The following is a 19,774-nucleotide window of genomic DNA, read 5'->3' as shown; positions in this document are numbered from 1 at the left end:
GGCGGGGTTCGGTTTAAAAATATCGCTCCTGATAAAACTTATTTACGCTTGCCGAATACTTCTTCCGGCGGTTTGGTATTGCCGGTGGCATTGGGAAAATCAGGGGCCTTGTAGGCTTTTTTGTTGTGTTGGATCAGATCACGCGCTTTTTCCATAAAAGAATTGTATCGCTTTTTACACTCATAAAAACCGTGCCACCAGGTATAATCCGGCGCCATCATGGCGGCGCCAAACCGGGCCCGGCGGCCTTCATGGTGCCATAACTCATAAAATTCGACTTCCAGCTCCTCGTCGAAATACCGGGTTTTGTCCAACAGGCCTTTGCCATACAGTTCATCGAGCATTTTCTGGGCCGGTTTATAATATACCTCGTTATATTCCTGAATAACCTGGTCATATTTGACAAAATGACCATCCACCCAGGTCTTGCCGTGGCACTGCTTGCAGATCTCCTTCATCTTGTCCCGCTCGGTCTGATAGTTGGTCTTGGCGGAAAAGGGCTTAAAATCCTGGGGTCTTATCGTCAGCGGGGCCTGGGATTCCCATGCCAGTCTCTCGGTAACATCATGACTGGTCAGGACCGAGCCGGAGCCCGACATGTGGCACGACGCGCAGGTGGGCCCCCTGTAGTCCACCCCGGCCGACCACGTCCCCGGAGCGGCCTTCCAGTTGTATTCATCCCCATGGGCCGTATAAATATCGCCGTGTTTGGACTCCATGTAGATCTCGATCTGGGGGTGGTCCGGCCCCAGGTGGCACTGGCCGCAGGCTTCAGGCTTGCGGGCTTCCATCACTGAAAAAAGATGGCGGGTGTGGCAGCTGGTGCAGCTACCCTTGCTGCCGTCAAGATTGACACGCCCAACGCCCACATTGGGCCAGGTCGCAGGATCCAGCTTCCCGTCCTTGACTTTGAGGATGGTGCCGTGGCAGTGGTAACAACCGCTGGCCCGCTCAAAATCACTGTTCATGCCCTGCTTAAGCCAGGAGTCGATCTGCCAGATAATTTCCTGGGTGTTGGCGTGCTTGCTGATGCTGTACTGCTTGGCTTCATCCGGGTGACAGCGGGAGCAGTCTTTCGGCGTCACCACGGCAGTTACCGGCACCTTGTACTCCTTGGTGCCGTATTTAAGATCGCTGCGTTCATACTGCTTGTAATGCGCCTGGCTCACATCCGGATCAAAAGACTCGGCCTTGTGGCAATCATAACAGGTAATGTTGGCATTGGCATGCCGGCTGTGGGCCCAGTCGGCAAAAATGCCCGGATGCTCGGCCTTGTGACATTCGATGCAGGCCACCGCCTCCTTGGGCATGCTGCGTTCGATCCTGAATTCCTTTGCTTTGGGTATGTTTTTCGCCGGCTGGGCCAGGCTGTTGTCACCGCCGGTCATGAACAATCCGGAAAATCCGACGGCCAGAACCATCATGAGCAATATTTTTTTCACGTTACTCCCCCTTTCGCCGTTGCAGCAACACGTTGATTTTGTTTTCTAAATTCTTGCTTTTGGTCTCTTAATGATTTCTAAGTACTCTCTTTTCTAAATTCACTCACGTATTTTACTATATGGATTGTATGACACCTTCTTTAAAAATCCCCCTAACCCCCTTTAATAAAGGGGGAATTTTTGCCACTCCCTTTGTAAAGCGGCTCGATATGAGCCGTTCGGCCTTGAGCTCACGGCCGAGGGGCTCGCCGAATGTGGCGGCCGGGAGGGATTTTAAAACGTTAACGTATTTTTGGAAATATGTACTAAGCCGTTTAAAGGCCCAGCCCGCGATAGGCCTCTTTATACTGTTTGTAGTCGTAAAATTCCCGTTGATTGTGCACCAGGTTCTTGTGACAATCCACGCATTTTTTTTCATAGCCGGGCCGGGCATACACAACCGCCCGGTGCGCCAGCATGGCGCCACGGTTTTCGGGAATAAACAGAAGGTTGCGATGGCATTTCTGGCACTGTTCGTTTTTAAATGAAGCGTAGGCGGCCCGGCGGTTCTTGTCATGATCGTATTCATCCTGAATAAAATGGATGATAACGTCTTTGATGCCGTGCAAGGTTTTGGCATAAAAGAAATCAAACGTGTCGTGGGGCGCCGGCAGATGACAATCCATGCAGTCGGCCACAAAACCTTGGGCGTTATTGACGTGGCTGGAGGTCTTCCAGGTATTGTAGGCAAACTGAATTTCATGGCAGGAGGCGCAAAACTGGGGGGTTGTGGTCCGCACCATCGTATAGTAGGTCAGACTGAAAAGCGGAAAACCGATCACGATGCCGATGGTGATAAAGATAGCCGGAAGGATCATCTTTTTCATGCTGGATTTCCCCGTTGCAGGAAGTTGTCAAAATGAATAGGTGTTTTCGGTGTGGGTGCGCTTGCGATTCTGAAACAAAACGATGCAGATTAAAGCTATAAAAGCAAACTCACATCCCATTGTCAAGCGGGTTTAATGGTTTTATTTCAAGCGCTGTTCCCAACCGATATCGTTTTGGCATAGCTTTTACCGGTAGCCGTCAACCGATAGGTCGCTTCTCCCGGAGGGGTGCTATCCCGATGGATCAGACCACTTTCCACAAGTTCTTTCAGCGCTGTTTTAACTTTGCTTTTTTCACAGGAAAGACATCCGGCCATTTCAGCACAGTTAAATTCAACCAGGTTTCGTTTGAGGCATTCCTGCAAAACGGCCACAGTCATATCGGATATTTCCTGAATATGTTTGGCAGGCCCGGCGGTTGTGGGCGCTGCTGTTACAACTTGTTGATTTAACAAATACCGCCGCATCCGACTGATTTCATCTTCCAGCCTGCGAACTTTATCTTTTATCAGGTCGTTGTTTTCCTGCAGGATCTTATTGGCGTTCTGGATCAACGCCAACTTCTCATCTTGAAGCTCAGCCGCCTGACGCAGCAGTTCATAATGCGCCTCGTCCAGGCGGCTTCCCTTAAGCTTTCGCAAAAGTTTAAGCAGATTCATCGAAAAACCCCCAACAAACCCTGTTGTTACCGCTGCAGGGGTTGCATAATTCTGATTTCATCGCTATTTTAAACCATCATAAACTAGGTTTATAATTTAAAGGATGGCAGCATGGCTGACAGACAACTTGATTTTCTCGAGGTAAACCCGCAATCAAAACCCATTGCCGCAGTTATCTGGCTGCACGGTTTAGGCGTTGACGGCCATGATTTTGAACCCATCGTGCCGGAGCTGCAGCTTCCGGATTCATTGCCGATCCGGTTTGTTTTTCCCCACGCCCCCAAACGGGCCGTCAGCATTAACTTTAACATGATCATGCCGGCCTGGTTCGACATTCTGGATATTGCCGGCCCCCATAAAGTCAATGTCGATGATATCCTTGAATCCTCCCGGCAGCTGGCGGAACTGATACAATCTGAAATCCGACGCGGTCTGCCGTCGGACCGGATCATTCTGGCCGGATTTTCACAAGGCGGCACCATCGCGCTCCATACCGGTCTGCGCTATGATAAAAAGCTGGCCGGAATCATGGCGCTGTCAACGTATCTTCCCACCGCCGATCAACTGGCGGATGAACGCAGCCAGGCCAACCGGGATATCCCCATTTTCTTGGCCCATGGCACCAGCGACCCGCTGATCGGAATTGAAAATGCCGTCCGTACCCGGAAAGCTTTAAGCCGTCTGGGGTATACCATTCGCTGGCAGGAATATCCGGTGGCGCACACGGTCTGCCATGAGGAAATCCAGGATATCCGCGCATGGCTCCTGGATATTCTGGGATAGGACGCGCCGGCGTTAGTCCAGCAACCGTTTCTGGCCGGACAGCTTCTGAATTTCACCAATTTTCTGGGTAACCTCCAGGACGCCCATGTATTCACCGGCCTCACTGTGTACCGGAAAATAACGAGGACCTTGTCGCCCATGAAGTCCATCCAGAATTCAGCCTTGTCCAGCGATCCATCCTTAAAGCCGTTGACAATCCGCTTGACGGTGTCAACGCTCTTTTCGGGGTGGCATTTTTCAACTTTTCGCCCCACCACCGATCGGCTGCGCACAAATATCTTTTCCTTGTCGAGCCGGTTAAAATAGGCCACCGTGTCATCGGCATCCACAAAGGTTACTTCCACCGGCAGTGTTTCCATGATGGCATCGAGCTGTTCCATGGAAAGGTTATGGATCAGGCTCTTGCGGGCTCTCCCGCCCTTTTCGACCTCTTCCAACATTTGCATAAATTTCTGGTCTGCATTTTCGCCGTAGGCCTGGACGCTGATCTTTTGAAACTGTTCCACCAGGTCTTTGCCGTCCTTATCCGAAAAAACCTGGAGTCCTAATTTAAACAGAACATCGTTTTCCTTCCAGATATGATTGGCGCGAATTTCCAGATACTCCGCGCCCCGTTTCATAAAATCGGTTCTGTTTTCTGTCGATGCTTCTGACAGTCCTGGGGAATCTGTCAGCATCTGTTTCAACAGGTTGCGTTCGGCCTCGTGCTCCGTCAGCATGACCCGAATCGGTCCGTCTTCCGGGATTTTTCGCTTTACCATGAGGGGAAAAAGAACCGTTTCCTCTTTCTGGTTGTGGATGGCGTCGCCGAACTCCAGCAGAAAGTCGATGGCCCGCTTGATGACAAACACCTCCTGGGTGTTGCCGGGAAGTTTATCAAGCTCCCGACCCAGAATATCCATTGCCCGTTCAATCATCTCGTGATCACCGACCAGGATTTCATCCCATTTTTTTAGCTGCATGTATTCCTCCTTAACGTCAAGCCCGCCCTCCGGCAGGCCTCTTTACCAATGGGTTCTTTTGATAAACCTGTTTTTATATTATGCGCCTGTCAACCATATTTTTTCGACTGTAACCCGCTCCGTCTGAAAATGTCAATATCAGCACCGTTTCGCCTTTCAAAATCGGCCGTTATCCTTTCTATCGGTTGTCAAAAAAACGTTCCGTTGTCCCAATGTTTTTTTCTACAACCGCTTATACCGCAATTCATTGTTTCGGAATTTTATTATGAAAAGCGGTATAAATTGAAAAACCGCTTGTTTGTTGTTATATTGGTTCGGTCGTGAATTTTTCGCGATCCGGGTTGCGGTTATCGCCGGCGCAGCCCGTCCGTCTTTTTTTACGGGAGATAATCATGACAATCCTTTTAAAATGGTTTTTCAGGCTTCCCGCATCGCGCCTGTCACGCCGCATCGGCCTGTGGGTTTTTATCAGTGTCATCGTTATTGAAACGATTATCTTTATCCCTTCTTACATGAACCGCAAAAAAGACCTGCTGGCACAGATTAAAGACAGTTCATCCACAGAAGTCGCGCTGATCATGAAAATCACACCGCAGCAGGTATCGGATGAAACGCTTTTGCATCAGCTGGAAGCGTTAAATCGCCATCATTCGATTATCGGTGGGACGCTGTATCGTCCCGATGGCGGGATTGCCGGGTCGTTTGGAGAAAAGCCCGAGCTGCTGCTGACCCAGGTCTATTCCAACAATGTCACTACCCGGTTGAATCACGACGGTTCTCGATACGATCTGGCCCATCGGGCAATGCGGCCAGCCGGCAATTATTATTTGATAGTCCGCAACGACGCTTCCCACATCCAAACGGATTTATTTAGTTTCTTTTTGCGCATTTCGGGTCTGGTGATCATCATCTCGCTTTTCGTTACAATTGGGGCCTGGCTCACCCTGGGAACGCTTGTGGTAACCCCGATTCTGAAGCTGCGCAAGGACCTTGTCAGCGCCGGAGAAGCCATCAGCAAAGACCTGCAGCCGCCTGATTTTTTTTCGTCCGCCATCAGTCGCCGGGACGAGCTGGGTGACGTCATCGACGCCTTCCGGCTGATGTGCCGGCAAATTACAGATGCCGTCAACCGGCGCAAACGCGCTGAAGAATATCTGCAGCGGAGTTTTCATCAAGTTGAAGCCTATTCCAGGGTGATGGACAATGAATTAAAAAAAGGCCGAAAAATTCAACAAAACTTTCTGCCGTCGGAGCTGCCGCACATACCAGGGTGGGAAAGTGCGGCCTATTTCAAGCCGGCCCGTCAGGTGGCCGGTGATTTTTACGATGTTTTTACGCTGCCGGGAAATGGCGTGGGAATCGTCATTGCCGATGTATGCGACAAGGGGGTGGGTGCTGCCCTTTTCATGGCCCTTTTTCGCAGCCTGATACGGATTTTTTCTGAACAGGCCGCCCGGAAGGAATGGTCCCGAAAGGATAGCAAAATAGCTCCCGGAGCCGATGCCTCATCAGCATCAGCAGCTGTTGAAAACCCCGCCCATATCAGCGCGCTATCATCCGTGGCCCTGACCAACAATTATATCGCGACGCACCACGGCGACCTGGCCATGTTCGCGACCCTGTTTTTCGGTGTGCTGGACCCCGATACCGGCGTGCTGAATTACATCAGCGGTGGACACGACCCCCTTCCCGTCGTCGGGCCGAAAGGCGGTGTAAAAACGATTCTAAGGGCCACCGGTCCGGCTGTCGGCGTGGAGCCGGAGATGAAATTCGACATCCGGCAGGCCCGCTTGTCTCCGGGAGACATACTGGTGGGCTATACCGACGGCGTAACGGAAGCCATCGGTAAGAACGACGAGTTTTATACGTTTAAGCAATTACTGAAACTCCTGGACGACCCGATGCCCTCGGCCGCGGATCTGACAAAACAAATTGCCGCCGGCGTAAGCGCCCACACCGCTGACACGGATCAGCATGATGATATCACCCTGCTGGTCCTGCGGCGGCTCCATTAATCCGGGTTATCCCCCGCATCATCGGTATATCGGTATATCGCCGTTATGGATTCCTATTAATATATTCCTCGCCGATGCGCTTGGTGACAACCGGCAAAGAATCCAGCGGCGGCGGCCTGAAATCAAAGACCAGCTCAAGAAAATTCATCACCATGCGGTAGGTGGCGCCCCACAGGATTTCTTGCTCCGATTCGTCCGGGAAACAAAAGCAGGGGAAAACCTCACGGGCGCGGGCCGCTTGCTGTTCCCGGCCGGCACTGAAACTGATGCGGCAAGCGGCATAGTGCGCCGGGTCTAAAAAACTACGGATGGGCATGGTTACAATTTTTTCAACTTCCCGGTTCGGGAAAAAATGCTGCCGCCGCTCTATCCAGGCGGCCATGGGATATATCTCGCGCTGAAACATCTCCAGGCGCTGGGACGGTAACGGACCTAAAAACCGAACACCCAGAGGATTCAGCCTCATTTCTTCCAGGCCCTCCCGCAGGCCGGCGGTTAAAAGCAGCGACAGACGCCGGGCCTCCTGCGGACGATGCTTTTGCCACCAGCGCCAGCAAGGCCATCGGGAAAGGGGGGAAAAAGGCAATCTTAGCCCCAACGAAAAATAAAAATCACTGCGCGGCATCATTCGGCCGCCTGGAAAACAAAGATCACCGGCCTGACGAACCTTTATCGATCGTTTGTTAAATACAAAACAGGGCTGCGGCGCGTTCCGTTTTCCTTTCCGGTAAAAGCCAAGCAGGCACAATACCGCCGCTGTGGTTCTCGAATTTAGAATGCCGGCGGGAAAAATCGACTTCTTGCGGCTGTAGTTCTGGAGTGCTTCGGTAGCATGTTGAATAAATGCTGTTTTGTCTGTCAGCAACTGCTGCATTCGATTTAAGTCCATGCCCATCGCTTTCATACCTGAGTTTTGCATGAGTTGGAGGCTTTCATATTCAAGCCCCCCGATTAGAGGGTTTTATTATTATCTGTCGCACTTATTGACTTCTCCATTTGTATACTTAAAATATGCCTGTATTTAGAATCTCAAACGGTTGCTTTTAAAAAAAGGAGCGGCGCCATGGGCAAAAAAGTGATTATCGACACGGAGGAATGCATTGGCTGCGAAAGCTGCGTGGAACTTTGTCCCGAAGTCTTCGCATTTAACGAAGCCGAAGAAAAAGCGGAAGTGATTCTGCCTGAAGGCGGCCCTGAAGATTGTATCCAGGAGTCCGTTGAAACCTGCCCGGTAGAATGTATCCGCTGGGAAGAAAGCTGACACCGTCTTAACAGGACTGAAACATACTTTTTTTTGAACGGGTTATCCGGGAAATAGCTATCGGACTATTTGGGCTCAACCGGATAACTGCCCTGCACCCACGCTTTCCATCCGCCCTTTAACGCATAGACTTTGTCATAGCCCTTTTCTTTGAACTGCTGTGCCGCCCGGGCACTGGTAGCCTCATTGGGTCAGGCACAGTAAAAAATCAGGGTTTTTCCCTTGGGATACTTATCCATCCGGTTTGATATGCCGGCCGGGTCCTCCCGAACAGCCCCCTTTATTTTTAGTTCACTTTTGTTCCAGTCGCTGTTGGAGCGAACATCCACCACAATAACATCGAATCGGCCCAGCATCCCCTCAAGCTGTTTTGCGGAGACCCTTCCGGTTTCTGCAAAACCGGAAGAGGTCAGGGCGCATCCCGATGCAACCAGGGCTAAAATAACGATACCTGCTGCCGCCATCATCAGTTTATTCATAATTACCTCCCTTTTCACCAGAACATTGAAAATCAACTGTCAAACAAGAACACTTTAAGACTAAAATCATACACCCGACCTAGAGGTTTTCATTCATATTTCCGGAGGGAATCATTACCAGACGAAAGCCCAGGCTGGGGCCAAAGAAGTCGACCGGGTAGCTGAACCGCCGGCTGCAGCGGGCGCTCCAGGCATCTACGTTCCAGCCGCCGCCGCGAATCACCCGGTCGGATCCGCTTTGGGTGTTGACCGGATTGTCACTCGCGAGAACCTTATAAGCATCGTCACGATAGGTATCCCGGCACCACTCCCACACGTTGCCGCTCATGTCGTACAAGCCCAATCCGTTGGGCGCCCGCCTGCCAACCGGCTGGATGCGGCCTTCGCTGTTGTTTTCATACCATGCCAGCTTGTCAATGTCATTGCCGCCGGCATATAGCTCCTCTTTGCCGCCGCTGCGGGCGGCAAATTCCCACTGGGCTTCGGAAGGCAGCAAAAACGCATACCGGCCGGCTTGGGCTGCATTTATTTTTTTTATAAATGACTGTATATCCTCCCAAGTGACCTGTTCGACCGGCAGCTGTTCGCCTTGAGACCGGGAAGGATTCTCCGGCATCAGGCAATTCCACTGCGCCTGGGTGACCGGATGTTTAGCGATATAAAAATCCGTGAGATTGACCGGATACACCGGTTGTTCATTTTCAATCCCCGCACCGAAGGTATCCCCCATTTGGAAGGTTCCGCCGGCAACGCGCACCATCACCATGCCGGTAGCCGTTTCATTGAAAATAGGGATTACCCCCTGGGGGGCCGAACCGGCATCGCACACCGGACACCCGCTCTCTGCCGCCTGGATTCGTCTGTCGCAGGATTTGCACACCAGACGGGATTCGCATTCCGGACACCGTTTCCAGTTTAATTTAACCGGTATTCCGCACTGCGGACAAACAAGCCCGCCTAGGGGATGTTCACAGGCCGGGCAGAATTTCCAGCCCTCTTTCACGGGTTCATTGCAGGCCGGGCAGTCCGATGGATTTTGATTTGTTGTCATCGTTCGAAATCTTTCCTTGTTTATTTCAAAGAATAGTTCCTGCGCCGCTTCAAGTCAAATTCATTTTAACCCGATGGGCGCCATGAATCCCTGTTAATGACGCTAAAATTCCATACATCACCCGGAACTTATGGTTTACTATTTTTTTATTTTGACATAAAATTAACGGCGTTAATATTCATATGCGAAGTCACTACACTTATTATTTAAAGGACGCCATGACAAACCTATTGCTTACCGCCGCTTTTGGAGACTATGACCGCACCCGGTTTTTAGACCGTCAGGTTTACCCCGAAGGCATCGACCTGCGCATTGTCAAGCTAACGCCATCGGACATTTTTTATCGGATGTGCCATTACCTGGAATTTGATGTATCGGAAATGTCCATGGGGGCGCACTGCTATTTAATCGGCCGCGGCGACAGCCCGTTTGTCGGCATGCCCGCCTTCCCCAGCCGGGCCTTTCGCCATTCCATGGTCTATTATAACTTCGATTCGGGAATCCGAAAACCGGAAGACCTGAACGGCAAGCGCATTGCGATTAGGGAATGGGGCATGACCGCGCTGGTGTGGATTCTGGGCATCCTGGGGGAGGAGTACGGCGTAGACCTGCGCTCCATCGACTGGGTGGCCGTCAAAAAGCCCCGGGTCCCGATTCAGATGCCGGAAGGCGCCCGCATCCGTTACATGAACCCGCCGCAAAACCTTTCCGACATGCTGCTGTCCGGCGAGGTTGATGCGGCGTTGATTCACCAGGCCCCGGCCTGCTTTAGCGGCGGCTCCCCAGGCGTAAAACGCATGTTTCCGGACTACAAGAACGCTGAAATCGAATATTACCGTCGTACCGGCATTCATCCCATCATGCACTGCGTGGTGCTTCGCAGGGACAGGCATCAAGAAACCCCCTGGGTATTACGCAGCATTTATGAATCCCTGCTTAAGGCAAGACAGAAAACCATGGCGGCCCTATCAAACACCCAGGCCCTGGCCGCCATGATCCCGATGCTGCCGGCCGTTATGGAGGAAACGGTTCAGATATTCGGGAAGGATTTTTGGCCTTACGGCGTGGCCGCCAACCGCAACGCCCTTGAAAAGCTGGTGCTTTATGCCTTTCAGCAAGGACTCACCCCCCGCAGGCTATCCGTCGAAGCGCTTTTTGGCGAAAGCGTGTTGAATCTTTAGCCGCTGTATTCAAGAATATCCAGGCCGTTGACGCGATCCATCAGATAAATCAGGCCGTTTCCATCCACATCCACATCGTTGCTCAGCGGTACCGCCGCGCCTTTGGCCGGTTCCGGGATAAAATAACCTTTTTCTACCGGTAAAAAGGGATCGGCGATGTCGACAATCCGGAGACCGCCGCTGAACCAGGCAGCGTAAACCAGGGTCGATTCCATGTGCTCCTGAAACTGGTGGGCGCCGAATACGCCCCCGGGCACCCGGCTCCAGGGCGAGTCGGCTTCGCTGACATGAAAGGTCGAAAGCGGCTTTGTTTTGCTGAGATCACTGACATCGAACACCCACAGGAAGGCATGGGGCTGGCCGCGGTGATGCACATGCTCTTCGTCAATCACGAGGGCAATCTCCCGGCCCGCTATTGGAAAGGGCACCCGCAGGGCCGTATGGGTGGTTTCCGGTACCGGCGGGTGGTAATCATAAGACCCGATCGTGCGGGGTTTGGAAATGTCCGCAATATCCACAACCCAGAACCCGGCTGCGCAGCAGGCCGCCCAGAGCTGATCACCGCAACGCATGGCATGGTGGAGCCGGACCGGATGGTTGACCCAGACCGGCTGCTCGCCTTCGGCTATTTTTTGACTGGGTATATACCAGCGGGACACTTCCCGTGGTCTTTCGGGATTGCGGATATCATAGATCACCAGGATGTTGCCGTTGAAGCCCGCCATTTCCGTCGATATATAGGCATAATTTTCATCAACGTCAAAACGATGGACGCCATAGCCGTAGGTTTTCTGAAACGCAAGCAGCCGCGGCCGGGTCCGATCGGATATGTCGTAAATTTTAAACCCGCCGTCACCATAGCCGCGTTTGGCGGATTCAGCCAGGACGGCAAGATCGTTGGAACGGACCCCCAGGACCCGGGCAACCTCATCATCGCCGGGGGGGCGTCCCAATGTTTTTTCAAGATTGGCCCGGACCTCCGGAATCCGTTTGCCCTTGCGGAAGAAGTGGCGATTTTCACGCTCGCTGTTGACGATCATGATATCATCGCCCACAACCCGGACTTTGTGGGTATGGGAGGTGTTATCCGTTAAATCTATTTTCGAAATCAGACGGGGATGTTTCGGGTCGGAAACATCGACGATGGACGTTCCGTGGGGTGGTGAAATATGGCCGATATAGGCATGGTTGCCTTTTACTTCGATCTGGCCGCCGCCGGGAATATCCAGGCGCGCAATGCGCCTGACATTATGGGAAAGCGGCCCCCGGGGATTGTCGTTCAGTTTCATGCAGCGCTCTTTTCGCTACCGTTTTCTGATGCGTTCAAGCAATGGCGGCAGGATCAGGGAAAGTATCAAAAATACCCATAAAATATTCCCGATAGTTGAGGAAAAGAGCACCATGGGATCCCCTTCCGAGATGCGCAGCGCCCGCATTAAATACCGTTCCACATAGGGACCTAGGATGACGCCGATCAGAATCGCGGATACCTGGTAGCCGGTCTTTCTGGCGATATAACCGATCACTCCGAATACCAGCGCAACCCCCATATCAAATATATATGTACGCGGCGAAAAAGCACCCACCAGGGTAAAGGATATGATGACAGGCGCCAGATACTGGGTGGGAATCAGCGTGACCCGTGACATATAACGGGCCAGGGGCAGGATCGTCCCAACCATGAAGAGGTAGGTCACCACCATTCCCATCAGAACCCCGTAAGGGAATGTGGGCATATCAAGAAAAATGCGCGGCCCCAAGACTATCCCGTGAAACTGGATGACAATGAGCATGATGGCGGCCGTGGAACCGCCGGGAATACCCAGGGTCAGCAGCGGGATAAGGCTGCCGGAGGTCACCCCGTTGTTGGCCGACTCCGGCGCCAGGATGCCTTCGGGGTGTCCGGTGCCATACAGTTCCGGAGTTTTTGAAAAGAGTCGCGACTGCTGGTAGGCAACAAAGGCGGCGATGGGCGCACCGGCCCCCGGCACCACGCCGATCCCCAGGCCGATAAAACTGGTCCAGACGATATGCCACCAGCGTTTGGCCGCCATACGGACGCCTTCCATGGTCTCCGTCCAGCGCGTCTGCGCGGCCATCCGAACCTTTCCCGCCTCAGTCAAAATCGATTTAACTTCAATCATCAACAGCGCTTCGGAAATGGCAAAGATGCCGATCAGGGCCGCCACCACCGGAACCCCGTCATAGAGTTCCAGAAATCCGAAGGTTGCCCGGGGCGCCGAATAGATGTGGTCCGGCCCGATGGCGCCCACCAGCAGACCGAACAAGCCGCCAATGAGCCCTTTGAGCGTATTGCCGGTTGAAACCACCGCAATCAGGGTCAGGCCGAAGAGCATCACCACCACCATTTCCACACTGTGAAAGTAATATCCCACACGTGCCAGAAAGGGCAGGGCAAAAATTGAAAAAATCGACGCAATCAAGCCTCCAAATGCTGAAGCAACAAAGCTCAGCGTCAGGGCCTGCTGCGCCATCCCTTTCTGGGTCATGGGGTAGCCGTCAAAAGGCGTAGCCGCCGCGCCGGCGGTTCCGGGAATGTTTACCAGTATGGCCGGAATGCCGGCCCCCATGCGGGCCGAACAGTAAAGCGCCACCATAAAAGCCATGGCGGTGTTGACTTCCAGCGACAGGGTAAAAGGCAGCAGAATAATCAGGGTGTTGGCAGGCCCCAGTCCGGGAATCGCACCGATGACCAGGCCGATGATAATGGCCGGTATGATGACGTACCAGTGCCCCAGCGACGTCATAAAAAGTTGAATTAAAAAATCTAATGTAAATTCCATGCTAAAACAACCATTCTATCATCCGCTCGACCGGGCCCGAAGGAAAACGGGTTTCCAGCAGCGTGATAAAAAAGAAATAACCGGAAATTGAAAGCGCCAGCGAAATCGTAAAAAGTCGCACGGGTGAACGTACGCCGAGCAACAGCATGGCGGCCACAAGATAACTGAAGGTGGTCAGGGTAAATCCCCCCCAGGGGATCACGATCACATAAGCGACCGCCAGCAGCAGAAACCAGACGCGGGTAAACCGGGCGCCGCTTTTAAAGACAAAGTTTTTAAATTTCAGAGAGATCTTCCCTTGCCACCGATCCAGAGCGGTTTTGAAAAGGAAGATAAAGACCAGGAAAATAAGAATGGACCCGATCAGGACACCGTTGATCTGGGCCTCCCATGACAGGTCCATGATGGTATATAAATAATAGATGGCAAAAGCCAGGGCCATGAGCGGAAAAACAAGCTCATCACCTTTTGCTTTCTTTTCTTTTTCTGGGGTATCAGATTTTTCGTTCATTAAATTCAGCCACTTGTTTACATTGTTGTTGCAACTGCCGGTTTTACTTCAAAGTGAACCCATCCTGTCGGATTCCGTCCATCCAGCATTTCAAAATTATGGCGAGCCATGGCGGTCATTGCCGCCATGGCTCACTTTTCATCACAGGTAAATACGAGTGTCCTTTATTTCTTTTTCTTGCTTTTTCCCTTTGCCGTAAGCAGCTTGATATACCGGTTGGTAAGATCAATCATGTTATTGGCATATTCCATACACTCCGCCTCGTCGGCATAAGAGACAAATTCCCAGGGCCGACCGGTTTTTTCGATGGCGACTTTGTAGTCGGGATCATCGAAAACCTTGCGCATGGTGCTTTTGAGTTTTTCATAGCGTTCCGGGAATTTTTCAGCCGCCTTGGCGTGAATGGCAAACGCACGCGCCGAGGGCAGGTCGGGTATTTTGGTGCCGAACACAGCGTTAATCGGCGGAGCGTTGTTAGATTGCTCCGGGATCAGGTTTTTGGGAGAAAATACACCCAGTATCCGGGCCTGCTCTCCTGCGGAAACCGGATTGGCCATGGGCAGGGCGCTGGCGTCCACTTCGCCGGTCAGCGCCGCCACCACCGTCGGGTTGCCGCCGCCGTAAGGAATCAGATTAAATTTTGCGCCGGTTGCTTCGGCCAGCGCCAGGGCGCCGATGGATGCAGGATGGGGCAGCCGGCTGACCGATATCGTGACGGTCCGTTTCTTACCCTCCGCCACCAGGTCTTCGATGGTTTTAAAGGGGCTGCCGGCGCGTACCCAAATCACGCTGGGGTCCACATCTACGCGGTTGAAATAAATATAGTCCCCGGGAAATTTGTATTTCGGCTTTTGCAGGACATACATGATCGACTCCGGTCCCATGTTGCCGAAGAGCAGATTGTAGGCGTCCGGATCTCTCTTGCCAAGATAAAGTTCGTAGCCTACCTGGCCGCCTGCTCCCGAAAAGAAATCGGGTTGGAAGTCGGTCTTGATATACTTTTTCCACACGCCCATAAAGGCGCGTAGATTTTTATCGGCGCCCCCGCCGGCACCGGTGGGTACGACAATTTTAATGTTGCGGGAAGGAAAGTCATCCCCGAACGCCTTTCCAAACGGAAAAGTGGACATCGCACCGATCCCGATGGTAGCAACTGATCCCTTGATAAAGACCCGTCGCGAAATTCCTGAACTTGATTTTTTCATAAAAAGTCCTCCTCTAATTAAATTGATTTACACCCCTTTGAAAACAGTGTTTAATGCTACAAAGTAGCTATCTATGTGGTATTTGTCAAGACAATCCTGCACCATCGATTTTTCACCTGACCCGCTATGAGATTTGCAGATGAAGGCCTTCCCTTTAAGACCATAATTTTTTTGTTTTCAGAGAGAAAAAGTTTTATGGTCGTATCGCAAAGCGGTTTGAAATTGCAACGAATAGTTTTTAAATAAACTTCCTTGGGTTCGGGCTTGCCCGGGGGTTAAAGCTAGAGTATTTAATGCAAGACTCAAGGAAAGGGATTGATCTGCCCATCGCGAATCGGACAATCCCGGTTTAATTGTATCCTTGCTGATGTTCCAGAGAGAGTGATTACAGAATTGATGCGTTTTAGACGAACCTTTTTTCCGTTGCTGCTGCCGCTGCTGGCGATCGGTATCGCAACGTTGACGCTCTGGAAATGGCCCGGTCTGCTGAAAACGGTCCAGGGAACGAAAGAACTGCGCGCGCTGTTGATTATGTTGCCGGTCCTGCCTTATGCCGTCTTTGCCGTCGGCATTCTGATGGGGTGGCGCCATAACAACATCGGGCTGATCCTGACGTTTTTGGTCCTGGCGCTGACCTACCTTACGCTGATTCACGCCGGAACCGGCATGACAGCTGCAAAAAAACAGGGCCTTTTCATTCCCGAGGTCGTCGGTTTCCTGTTGCCGCTGAATCTGACCCTGTTCAGCATGCTGACCAAGCGACGGATATTAACCGCCGCATTTGTCGGCTGCTTTCTGCTGGTGCTGCTGCAAACCTTTGCCGTTCTGCTGCTCTGCAGCTGGCCGGGAGCGCAAGCGCCTGTTTTTACACCGTTTATAAAAAATATTTCACCGGCGCTGGCTGCTGCCATGACAGGGACTTCGATCCGGCTGGGGTCTTTTTTTCACGCCAATGCGCTAACAGCCGCATTTCACTGGCTGAGTCCGGGGGTTTTGTCCTTCTGCGGGGCGCTCATGTTTATGCTGGCGCAATTTCTATATCGCCGGGACGCATTCCTGGCAGGCTTCAGCGGCGCGCTGTCGGCCGTTTTTCTCGGAATGATCGCCTCAACGCCGGTCCCGGCAGCTACAATTTACTTTATGGCCGCCGGGTTGATTCTGATTGTCGCCGCCTTTGAAGTTTCCTTTTCCATGGCCTATGTGGATGAGCTGACAAACCTTCAGGGGCGGCGAAGTCTGAATGAAACCCTGCTGAACCTGGGATCAAAATATGCGATTGCCATGATTGATGTGGACCATTTCAAAAAATTCAACGATGCCTACGGCCACAAAACCGGTGATCAGGTACTTAAAATGATTGCGGCCGGTCTTGAAAGGGTTTCCGGCGGCGCCAAAACATTTCGATACGGAGGTGAAGAATTTGCGGCGGTCTTTCCCGGCAAGACCGCCCGTGAGGCCTGGCCGTATCTTGAAGAATACCGCCAAAGGATTGCTTCCACATCCTTTATTGTCAGAAGCAAGGGGCGGCGCAAGAGCAGCGCAAAACAAAGAGGCGTGCAGAAAACCGAAGGCCGTAAAACAGTTCAGGTCACGGTCAGCATCGGTATTTCCGCACCGGACAAGCGTTACAACAACCCTGAAAAGGTTTTAAAGGCTGCCGATAAAATCCTTTACAGGGCCAAAAAGGCCGGCCGGAACCGGATGCTGACTTAAAAGAATATCAGATACAACCCTTGATAACAGCTATAGTCCGGCGATGATGGCATCCGTCATTTGGGTCGTCCCGGCCGTACCACCCAAATCATAGGTAACCGCTTTACCCGCTTTCAGGACCGCAGCCACCGATTTCTCGATTTGAATGGCTTTATCCTTCTCCCCCAGAAAACGCACCATCATGGCTGCCGACAATATCATGGCTGTTGGATTGACTTTGTTGTGGCCAGCATATTTGGGTGCGCTCCCATGGGCGGGCTCAAAAACCCCGAGCCCGTCGCCGTAATTGACTCCCGGACAGATGCCCACGGACCCGACAAGACCTCCTGCAAGATCTGCGATAATATCGCCGTAAAGATTCGGCATCACCAGAACATCATAAGTTTCGGGCTTTCGGACCAGCTCCAGACACTGGGCATCCACATTCATCTCCTCAAATTCCACTTGGGGATACTCCTTGGAGAGCGATCGCGCTTCTCTTAAAAACAGACCGTCCGTTAATTTCAGAACGTTGGCTTTCAGGACCACGGTCACTTTTTTGCGGTCTTCCCTGACCGCAAAATCGAAAGCAAACCTTATGACGCGCCGCGCCCCTTGCCGGGTGATGAATTTAATGCCGACTGCGGCATCCTCCCCGATCATCTGTTCCTGGCCCCGGTATACATCCTCGGTGGTTTCACGGACCACGGCCAGATCGACGTTCTCGTAACGGCTTTTTACCCCGGGAAAAGATTTAGCCAATCGGAGGTTCGCAAACAGGCCCAATGTTTTTCGCAGGTATCCGTTGGGTCCGGGAAATTCGGTTCCCGGCACATTGGAAAGCGGCCCTTTGAGGGTCGCCCGGGTTCTTCTGATGGATTCCAGAACGTGGTCTCCCACCGGATGGCCATATTCCGGAATGGCGCATTGTCCGGCCATCTGCTTTTCCCATTGGATTTTGACGCCGGCAGCGTCCACCACATTTACAGCCGATTGTACAATCTCCGGACCAATGCCGTCTCCGGGGATCAGTGTGACCGGATACATGGTTGTTTCATCCTTTCCTACAACAATACGTTAGAGTTGTTGTCAAAAATATGTTCAAATAACTTTTGTGTCAGCCGCCGGAGGATTTTGTTTCAGTCGGCAAACTGTTTGAGCAAATTAGAGCACGTTCAATTGAACATTATCTAATTGACTAAATTTATACAAAATTTGATTTTCATTAAATGGTCTTAACATCTGCGCCGAGTTCAATTGGTACGCGCTTTTATTTGCGAGTTTTTGCCGACTGAAACGGAATTGTCCGGCGGCTGAATCGGAATGTAATTATGACAACCGCTTTAAGCACAAGCGGTAAAAACACGTTTCCCTAAGATCGCTGTATGGCAAAAGGGGGCTTGCATGTCAAACACAAATCGTTTAATTTCCCCCCCTTGATCATATTGTATTTGACAGCCGCACCGATTTATAGTGGAATGCCGTTTTTGATATGTTATAACGCTTTTATTATGGAGCAGGAGGAAAAATTACAATGAATCTCAAAGCAAAAGAATATTTGGAAAATCAGAAGAAAGTCACCGCTGATAAGCTTGCAGCCCGCACATCCGCGCTCAAAGAGAAAGGTTTGGACGATTCCGCCATCAAACGCGACAGCTTGATCAAAAAAATGAAAGCCGATATCCGCAAGGCAAATTACCGCCTGGCCTGCGTTGCCGCCCAGGAAAAGTTAAACGCTGATAAGGTCCAGGCCAAAGCAGACAAATTGGCTGCAAAAAAAGAGGATGCGGATAAGCCGAAAGCAAAGAAGACCAAAGAGGCTCCGGTAAAAAAGGAAAAGAAAGCCAAAAAGAAGGAGTCGGCTCCGGCTGCAGATAAAAAGAAGTAGGAATCGCCCGTTCATCTATATTTTTATTGATCCCTGCCAACTGCATCCCGGTTAACGCCTTAATATGTAGGGCGTGGCCGGGATGCCGAATCATGACAAAGTAAATATCAACGGCACTAATAATGCACCCCCGGTCTTCAGCAACCGCGCGATCAAACTAATTTGTCGACAAATTAAGTAGTTAAGACATCCAACCAGTAATCTGTCACCTTGAAGCTAGCCGTATTTCGAATTTTCAAATCGCATCGGAGGTCAAGTCCGCCCTATCTTCAAGGCGTTTAGGGCGAAGCTTTCCCCCCTGGTCGGAACTGCGGGTCCTTGGCAATACCGCCCTACCTCTCATTGAGCTTTACACAATTGTTCTACGATTCGCCCTTGCTTAACCAGGCCGGTTTAATGAGCAGATACTTGAGCACATCTCCGGCAACGATATCCGCCCCTGAAATAATTTCCTTGTTTTTGATGGATATGCCGGCATGATGAACCGAATCCGGATTGCCGGAGATCAGCGGGTGCCAGGGGCTCAAATCCTTGCCTTCCGCCACCGTACGGTATCCGCAGGTTTTCGGCAGCCATTTCAATTTAAGAATATTTTCAGGAGAAATTTTTTTACAACCCCGTTCGAACCGAAACCGGTTCGCATAGATTCGGCAGCGACAGGTCTCCAGATCCAGATGACGGCAGGCCACCGCGGTGAAGCGGATCTTTCCCGATTTCCCCTCGCGGAAACGGTGAAGACAGCAGATGCCGCACCCACAGCAGAGCGACTCCCACTCTCTAACGGTCATTTCGTGTAGGGTTTTGGTTTTCCAGTAAGGATTCTTCATTCTATTGGGTTTAACTTAGCACGTTTTAAAATCCCTCCCAACCTCCCTTTGCGAAAGGGAGGCGAACAATTCCCCCTTTAAAAAGCTGAGCTTTACCCACACTTGACACAGGGGGGTTAGGGTCCGTTTTTCATTGGAGGAGGATGTT

Annotated in this window: 18 protein-coding genes and 2 pseudogenes; 6 read left to right on the top strand and 14 right to left on the bottom strand. The window is 51.7% G+C overall.

From position 1 onward, the window contains the following. Positions 1 to 38: 38 nt before the first annotated feature. From P1P89_13540 to P1P89_13530, 3 genes are all read right to left on the bottom strand, one after another. Positions 39 to 1,388 carry a multiheme c-type cytochrome gene (locus P1P89_13540; GenBank protein ID MDF1592533.1) on the bottom strand — a complete coding sequence of 450 codons (1,350 nt, stop codon included), beginning with the start codon at positions 1,386 to 1,388 and terminating at the stop codon, positions 39 to 41. Positions 1,389 to 1,756: 368 nt separating this feature from the next. Further along, a complete protein-coding gene (locus P1P89_13535) occupies positions 1,757 to 2,308 on the bottom strand; it encodes a NapC/NirT family cytochrome c (GenBank protein ID MDF1592532.1) in 552 nt (183 codons plus the stop codon). A gap of 146 nt (positions 2,309 to 2,454) precedes the next feature. Further along, positions 2,455 to 2,967: a hypothetical protein gene (locus P1P89_13530; GenBank protein MDF1592531.1), complete on the bottom strand. Its 513-nt coding sequence runs from the start codon at positions 2,965 to 2,967 to the stop codon at positions 2,455 to 2,457. 111 nt (positions 2,968 to 3,078) lie between these two features. Between P1P89_13530 and P1P89_13525 the strand changes: the two genes are divergently transcribed. Next, positions 3,079 to 3,750: an alpha/beta fold hydrolase gene (locus P1P89_13525; protein ID MDF1592530.1), complete on the top strand. Its 672-nt coding sequence runs from the start codon at positions 3,079 to 3,081 to the stop codon at positions 3,748 to 3,750. Between the two features lie 119 nt (positions 3,751 to 3,869). Here P1P89_13525 and P1P89_13520 read toward each other — a convergent pair. Further along, positions 3,870 to 4,712 (bottom strand): annotated as a pseudogene (locus tag P1P89_13520) (PAS domain-containing protein). 392 nt (positions 4,713 to 5,104) lie between these two features. Between P1P89_13520 and P1P89_13515 the strand changes: the two are divergent. Further along, the gene (locus P1P89_13515) at positions 5,105 to 6,727 is read left to right on the top strand and encodes a PP2C family protein-serine/threonine phosphatase (GenBank protein MDF1592529.1); all 1,623 of its coding nucleotides are present in this window, start codon (positions 5,105 to 5,107) and stop codon (positions 6,725 to 6,727) included. A gap of 43 nt (positions 6,728 to 6,770) precedes the next feature. Here P1P89_13515 and P1P89_13510 read toward each other — a convergent pair whose 3' ends face one another. After that, on the bottom strand, positions 6,771 to 7,616 hold the full coding sequence (locus tag P1P89_13510; GenBank protein ID MDF1592528.1) for a CoA pyrophosphatase: 846 nt from the start codon (positions 7,614 to 7,616) through the stop codon (positions 6,771 to 6,773). A gap of 174 nt (positions 7,617 to 7,790) precedes the next feature. On the opposite strand from P1P89_13510, the gene P1P89_13505 reads away from it, so the two are divergent. Next, positions 7,791 to 7,988, top strand: a complete 198-nt coding sequence (locus P1P89_13505) for a ferredoxin (GenBank protein ID MDF1592527.1) — start codon at positions 7,791 to 7,793, stop codon at positions 7,986 to 7,988. Positions 7,989 to 8,053: 65 nt separating this feature from the next. Here the strand turns inward: P1P89_13505 and P1P89_13500 are convergent. The 3 genes and pseudogenes from P1P89_13500 to P1P89_13490 form a co-directional block, all read right to left on the bottom strand. Further along, a pseudogene (locus P1P89_13500) lies at positions 8,054 to 8,152 on the bottom strand (rhodanese-like sulfurtransferase). A gap of 27 nt (positions 8,153 to 8,179) precedes the next feature. After that, positions 8,180 to 8,467: a hypothetical protein gene (locus tag P1P89_13495; protein ID MDF1592526.1), complete on the bottom strand. Its 288-nt coding sequence runs from the start codon at positions 8,465 to 8,467 to the stop codon at positions 8,180 to 8,182. 79 nt (positions 8,468 to 8,546) lie between these two features. Beyond that, a complete protein-coding gene (locus tag P1P89_13490; protein MDF1592525.1) occupies positions 8,547 to 9,518 on the bottom strand; it encodes an SUMF1/EgtB/PvdO family nonheme iron enzyme in 972 nt (323 codons plus the stop codon). A gap of 218 nt (positions 9,519 to 9,736) precedes the next feature. On the opposite strand from P1P89_13490, the gene P1P89_13485 reads away from it, so the two are divergent. Next, entirely contained in the window at positions 9,737 to 10,699 is a 963-nt protein-coding gene (locus P1P89_13485; protein MDF1592524.1) for a hypothetical protein, read from the top strand. Here the strand turns inward: P1P89_13485 and P1P89_13480 are convergent. From P1P89_13480 to P1P89_13465, 4 genes are all read right to left on the bottom strand, one after another. Next, positions 10,696 to 11,988: a hypothetical protein gene (locus P1P89_13480; protein MDF1592523.1), complete on the bottom strand. Its 1,293-nt coding sequence runs from the start codon at positions 11,986 to 11,988 to the stop codon at positions 10,696 to 10,698. The two genes, P1P89_13485 and P1P89_13480, sit on opposite strands and share 4 nt — an antisense overlap. A 15-nt stretch (positions 11,989 to 12,003) precedes the next feature. Then, complete coding sequence (locus tag P1P89_13475; GenBank protein MDF1592522.1) at positions 12,004 to 13,503, bottom strand: tripartite tricarboxylate transporter permease; 1,500 nt, start codon at positions 13,501 to 13,503, stop codon at positions 12,004 to 12,006. 1 nt (position 13,504) lies between these two features. Beyond that, positions 13,505 to 14,014, bottom strand: coding sequence for a hypothetical protein (locus P1P89_13470; protein ID MDF1592521.1), 510 nt, complete (start codon positions 14,012 to 14,014; stop codon positions 13,505 to 13,507). Positions 14,015 to 14,178: 164 nt separating this feature from the next. Further along, entirely contained in the window at positions 14,179 to 15,219 is a 1,041-nt protein-coding gene (locus P1P89_13465; protein ID MDF1592520.1) for a tripartite tricarboxylate transporter substrate-binding protein, read from the bottom strand. 396 nt (positions 15,220 to 15,615) lie between these two features. Between P1P89_13465 and P1P89_13460 the strand changes: the two genes are divergently transcribed. After that, a complete protein-coding gene (locus P1P89_13460) occupies positions 15,616 to 16,932 on the top strand; it encodes a GGDEF domain-containing protein (protein ID MDF1592519.1) in 1,317 nt (438 codons plus the stop codon). Between the two features lie 30 nt (positions 16,933 to 16,962). On the opposite strand, the gene P1P89_13455 is transcribed toward P1P89_13460, so the two are convergent. Further along, positions 16,963 to 17,958: an isocitrate/isopropylmalate dehydrogenase family protein gene (locus tag P1P89_13455; protein MDF1592518.1), complete on the bottom strand. Its 996-nt coding sequence runs from the start codon at positions 17,956 to 17,958 to the stop codon at positions 16,963 to 16,965. Between the two features lie 487 nt (positions 17,959 to 18,445). Here P1P89_13455 and P1P89_13450 point away from each other — a divergent pair, with 487 nt between their 5' ends. Continuing rightward, positions 18,446 to 18,799 carry a hypothetical protein gene (locus P1P89_13450; protein ID MDF1592517.1) on the top strand — a complete coding sequence of 118 codons (354 nt, stop codon included), beginning with the start codon at positions 18,446 to 18,448 and terminating at the stop codon, positions 18,797 to 18,799. Positions 18,800 to 19,161: 362 nt separating this feature from the next. On the opposite strand, the gene P1P89_13445 is transcribed toward P1P89_13450, so the two are convergent. Beyond that, positions 19,162 to 19,626, bottom strand: a complete 465-nt coding sequence (locus P1P89_13445) for a YcgN family cysteine cluster protein (protein MDF1592516.1) — start codon at positions 19,624 to 19,626, stop codon at positions 19,162 to 19,164. Positions 19,627 to 19,774 lie beyond the last annotated feature (148 nt).

This window comes from Desulfobacterales bacterium (assembly GCA_029211065.1).
GTDB lineage: Bacteria > Desulfobacterota > Desulfobacteria > Desulfobacterales > JARGFK01 > JARGFK01.
The sequence above is the reverse complement of the archived record's forward strand: the minus strand, read 5'-3'. Positions and strand labels throughout refer to the sequence as shown.

Bases quoted from the DNA above. Each gene is read 5' to 3' on its own strand.
- P1P89_13450 (MDF1592517.1), top strand. From the start codon at position 18,446: ATGAATCTCAAAGCAAAAGAATATTTGGAAAATCAGAAGAAAGTCACC.
- P1P89_13495 (MDF1592526.1), bottom strand. From the start codon at position 8,467: ATGAATAAACTGATGATGGCGGCAGCAGGTATCGTTATTTTAGCCCTG.
- P1P89_13510 (MDF1592528.1), bottom strand. From the start codon at position 7,616: ATGGACTTAAATCGAATGCAGCAGTTGCTGACAGACAAAACAGCATTT.
- P1P89_13505 (MDF1592527.1), top strand. From the start codon at position 7,791: ATGGGCAAAAAAGTGATTATCGACACGGAGGAATGCATTGGCTGCGAA.
- P1P89_13465 (MDF1592520.1), bottom strand. From the start codon at position 15,219: ATGAAAAAATCAAGTTCAGGAATTTCGCGACGGGTCTTTATCAAGGGA.
- P1P89_13530 (MDF1592531.1), bottom strand. From the start codon at position 2,967: ATGAATCTGCTTAAACTTTTGCGAAAGCTTAAGGGAAGCCGCCTGGAC.
- P1P89_13445 (MDF1592516.1), bottom strand. From the start codon at position 19,626: ATGAAGAATCCTTACTGGAAAACCAAAACCCTACACGAAATGACCGTT.
- P1P89_13540 (MDF1592533.1), bottom strand. From the start codon at position 1,388: ATGACCGGCGGTGACAACAGCCTGGCCCAGCCGGCGAAAAACATACCC.
- P1P89_13515 (MDF1592529.1), top strand. From the start codon at position 5,105: ATGACAATCCTTTTAAAATGGTTTTTCAGGCTTCCCGCATCGCGCCTG.
- P1P89_13475 (MDF1592522.1), bottom strand. From the start codon at position 13,503: ATGGAATTTACATTAGATTTTTTAATTCAACTTTTTATGACGTCGCTG.
- P1P89_13480 (MDF1592523.1), bottom strand. From the start codon at position 11,988: ATGAAACTGAACGACAATCCCCGGGGGCCGCTTTCCCATAATGTCAGG.
- P1P89_13460 (MDF1592519.1), top strand. From the start codon at position 15,616: ATGCGTTTTAGACGAACCTTTTTTCCGTTGCTGCTGCCGCTGCTGGCG.
- P1P89_13470 (MDF1592521.1), bottom strand. From the start codon at position 14,014: ATGAACGAAAAATCTGATACCCCAGAAAAAGAAAAGAAAGCAAAAGGT.
- P1P89_13485 (MDF1592524.1), top strand. From the start codon at position 9,737: ATGACAAACCTATTGCTTACCGCCGCTTTTGGAGACTATGACCGCACC.
- P1P89_13455 (MDF1592518.1), bottom strand. From the start codon at position 17,958: ATGTATCCGGTCACACTGATCCCCGGAGACGGCATTGGTCCGGAGATT.
- P1P89_13535 (MDF1592532.1), bottom strand. From the start codon at position 2,308: ATGAAAAAGATGATCCTTCCGGCTATCTTTATCACCATCGGCATCGTG.
- P1P89_13525 (MDF1592530.1), top strand. From the start codon at position 3,079: ATGGCTGACAGACAACTTGATTTTCTCGAGGTAAACCCGCAATCAAAA.
- P1P89_13490 (MDF1592525.1), bottom strand. From the start codon at position 9,518: ATGACAACAAATCAAAATCCATCGGACTGCCCGGCCTGCAATGAACCC.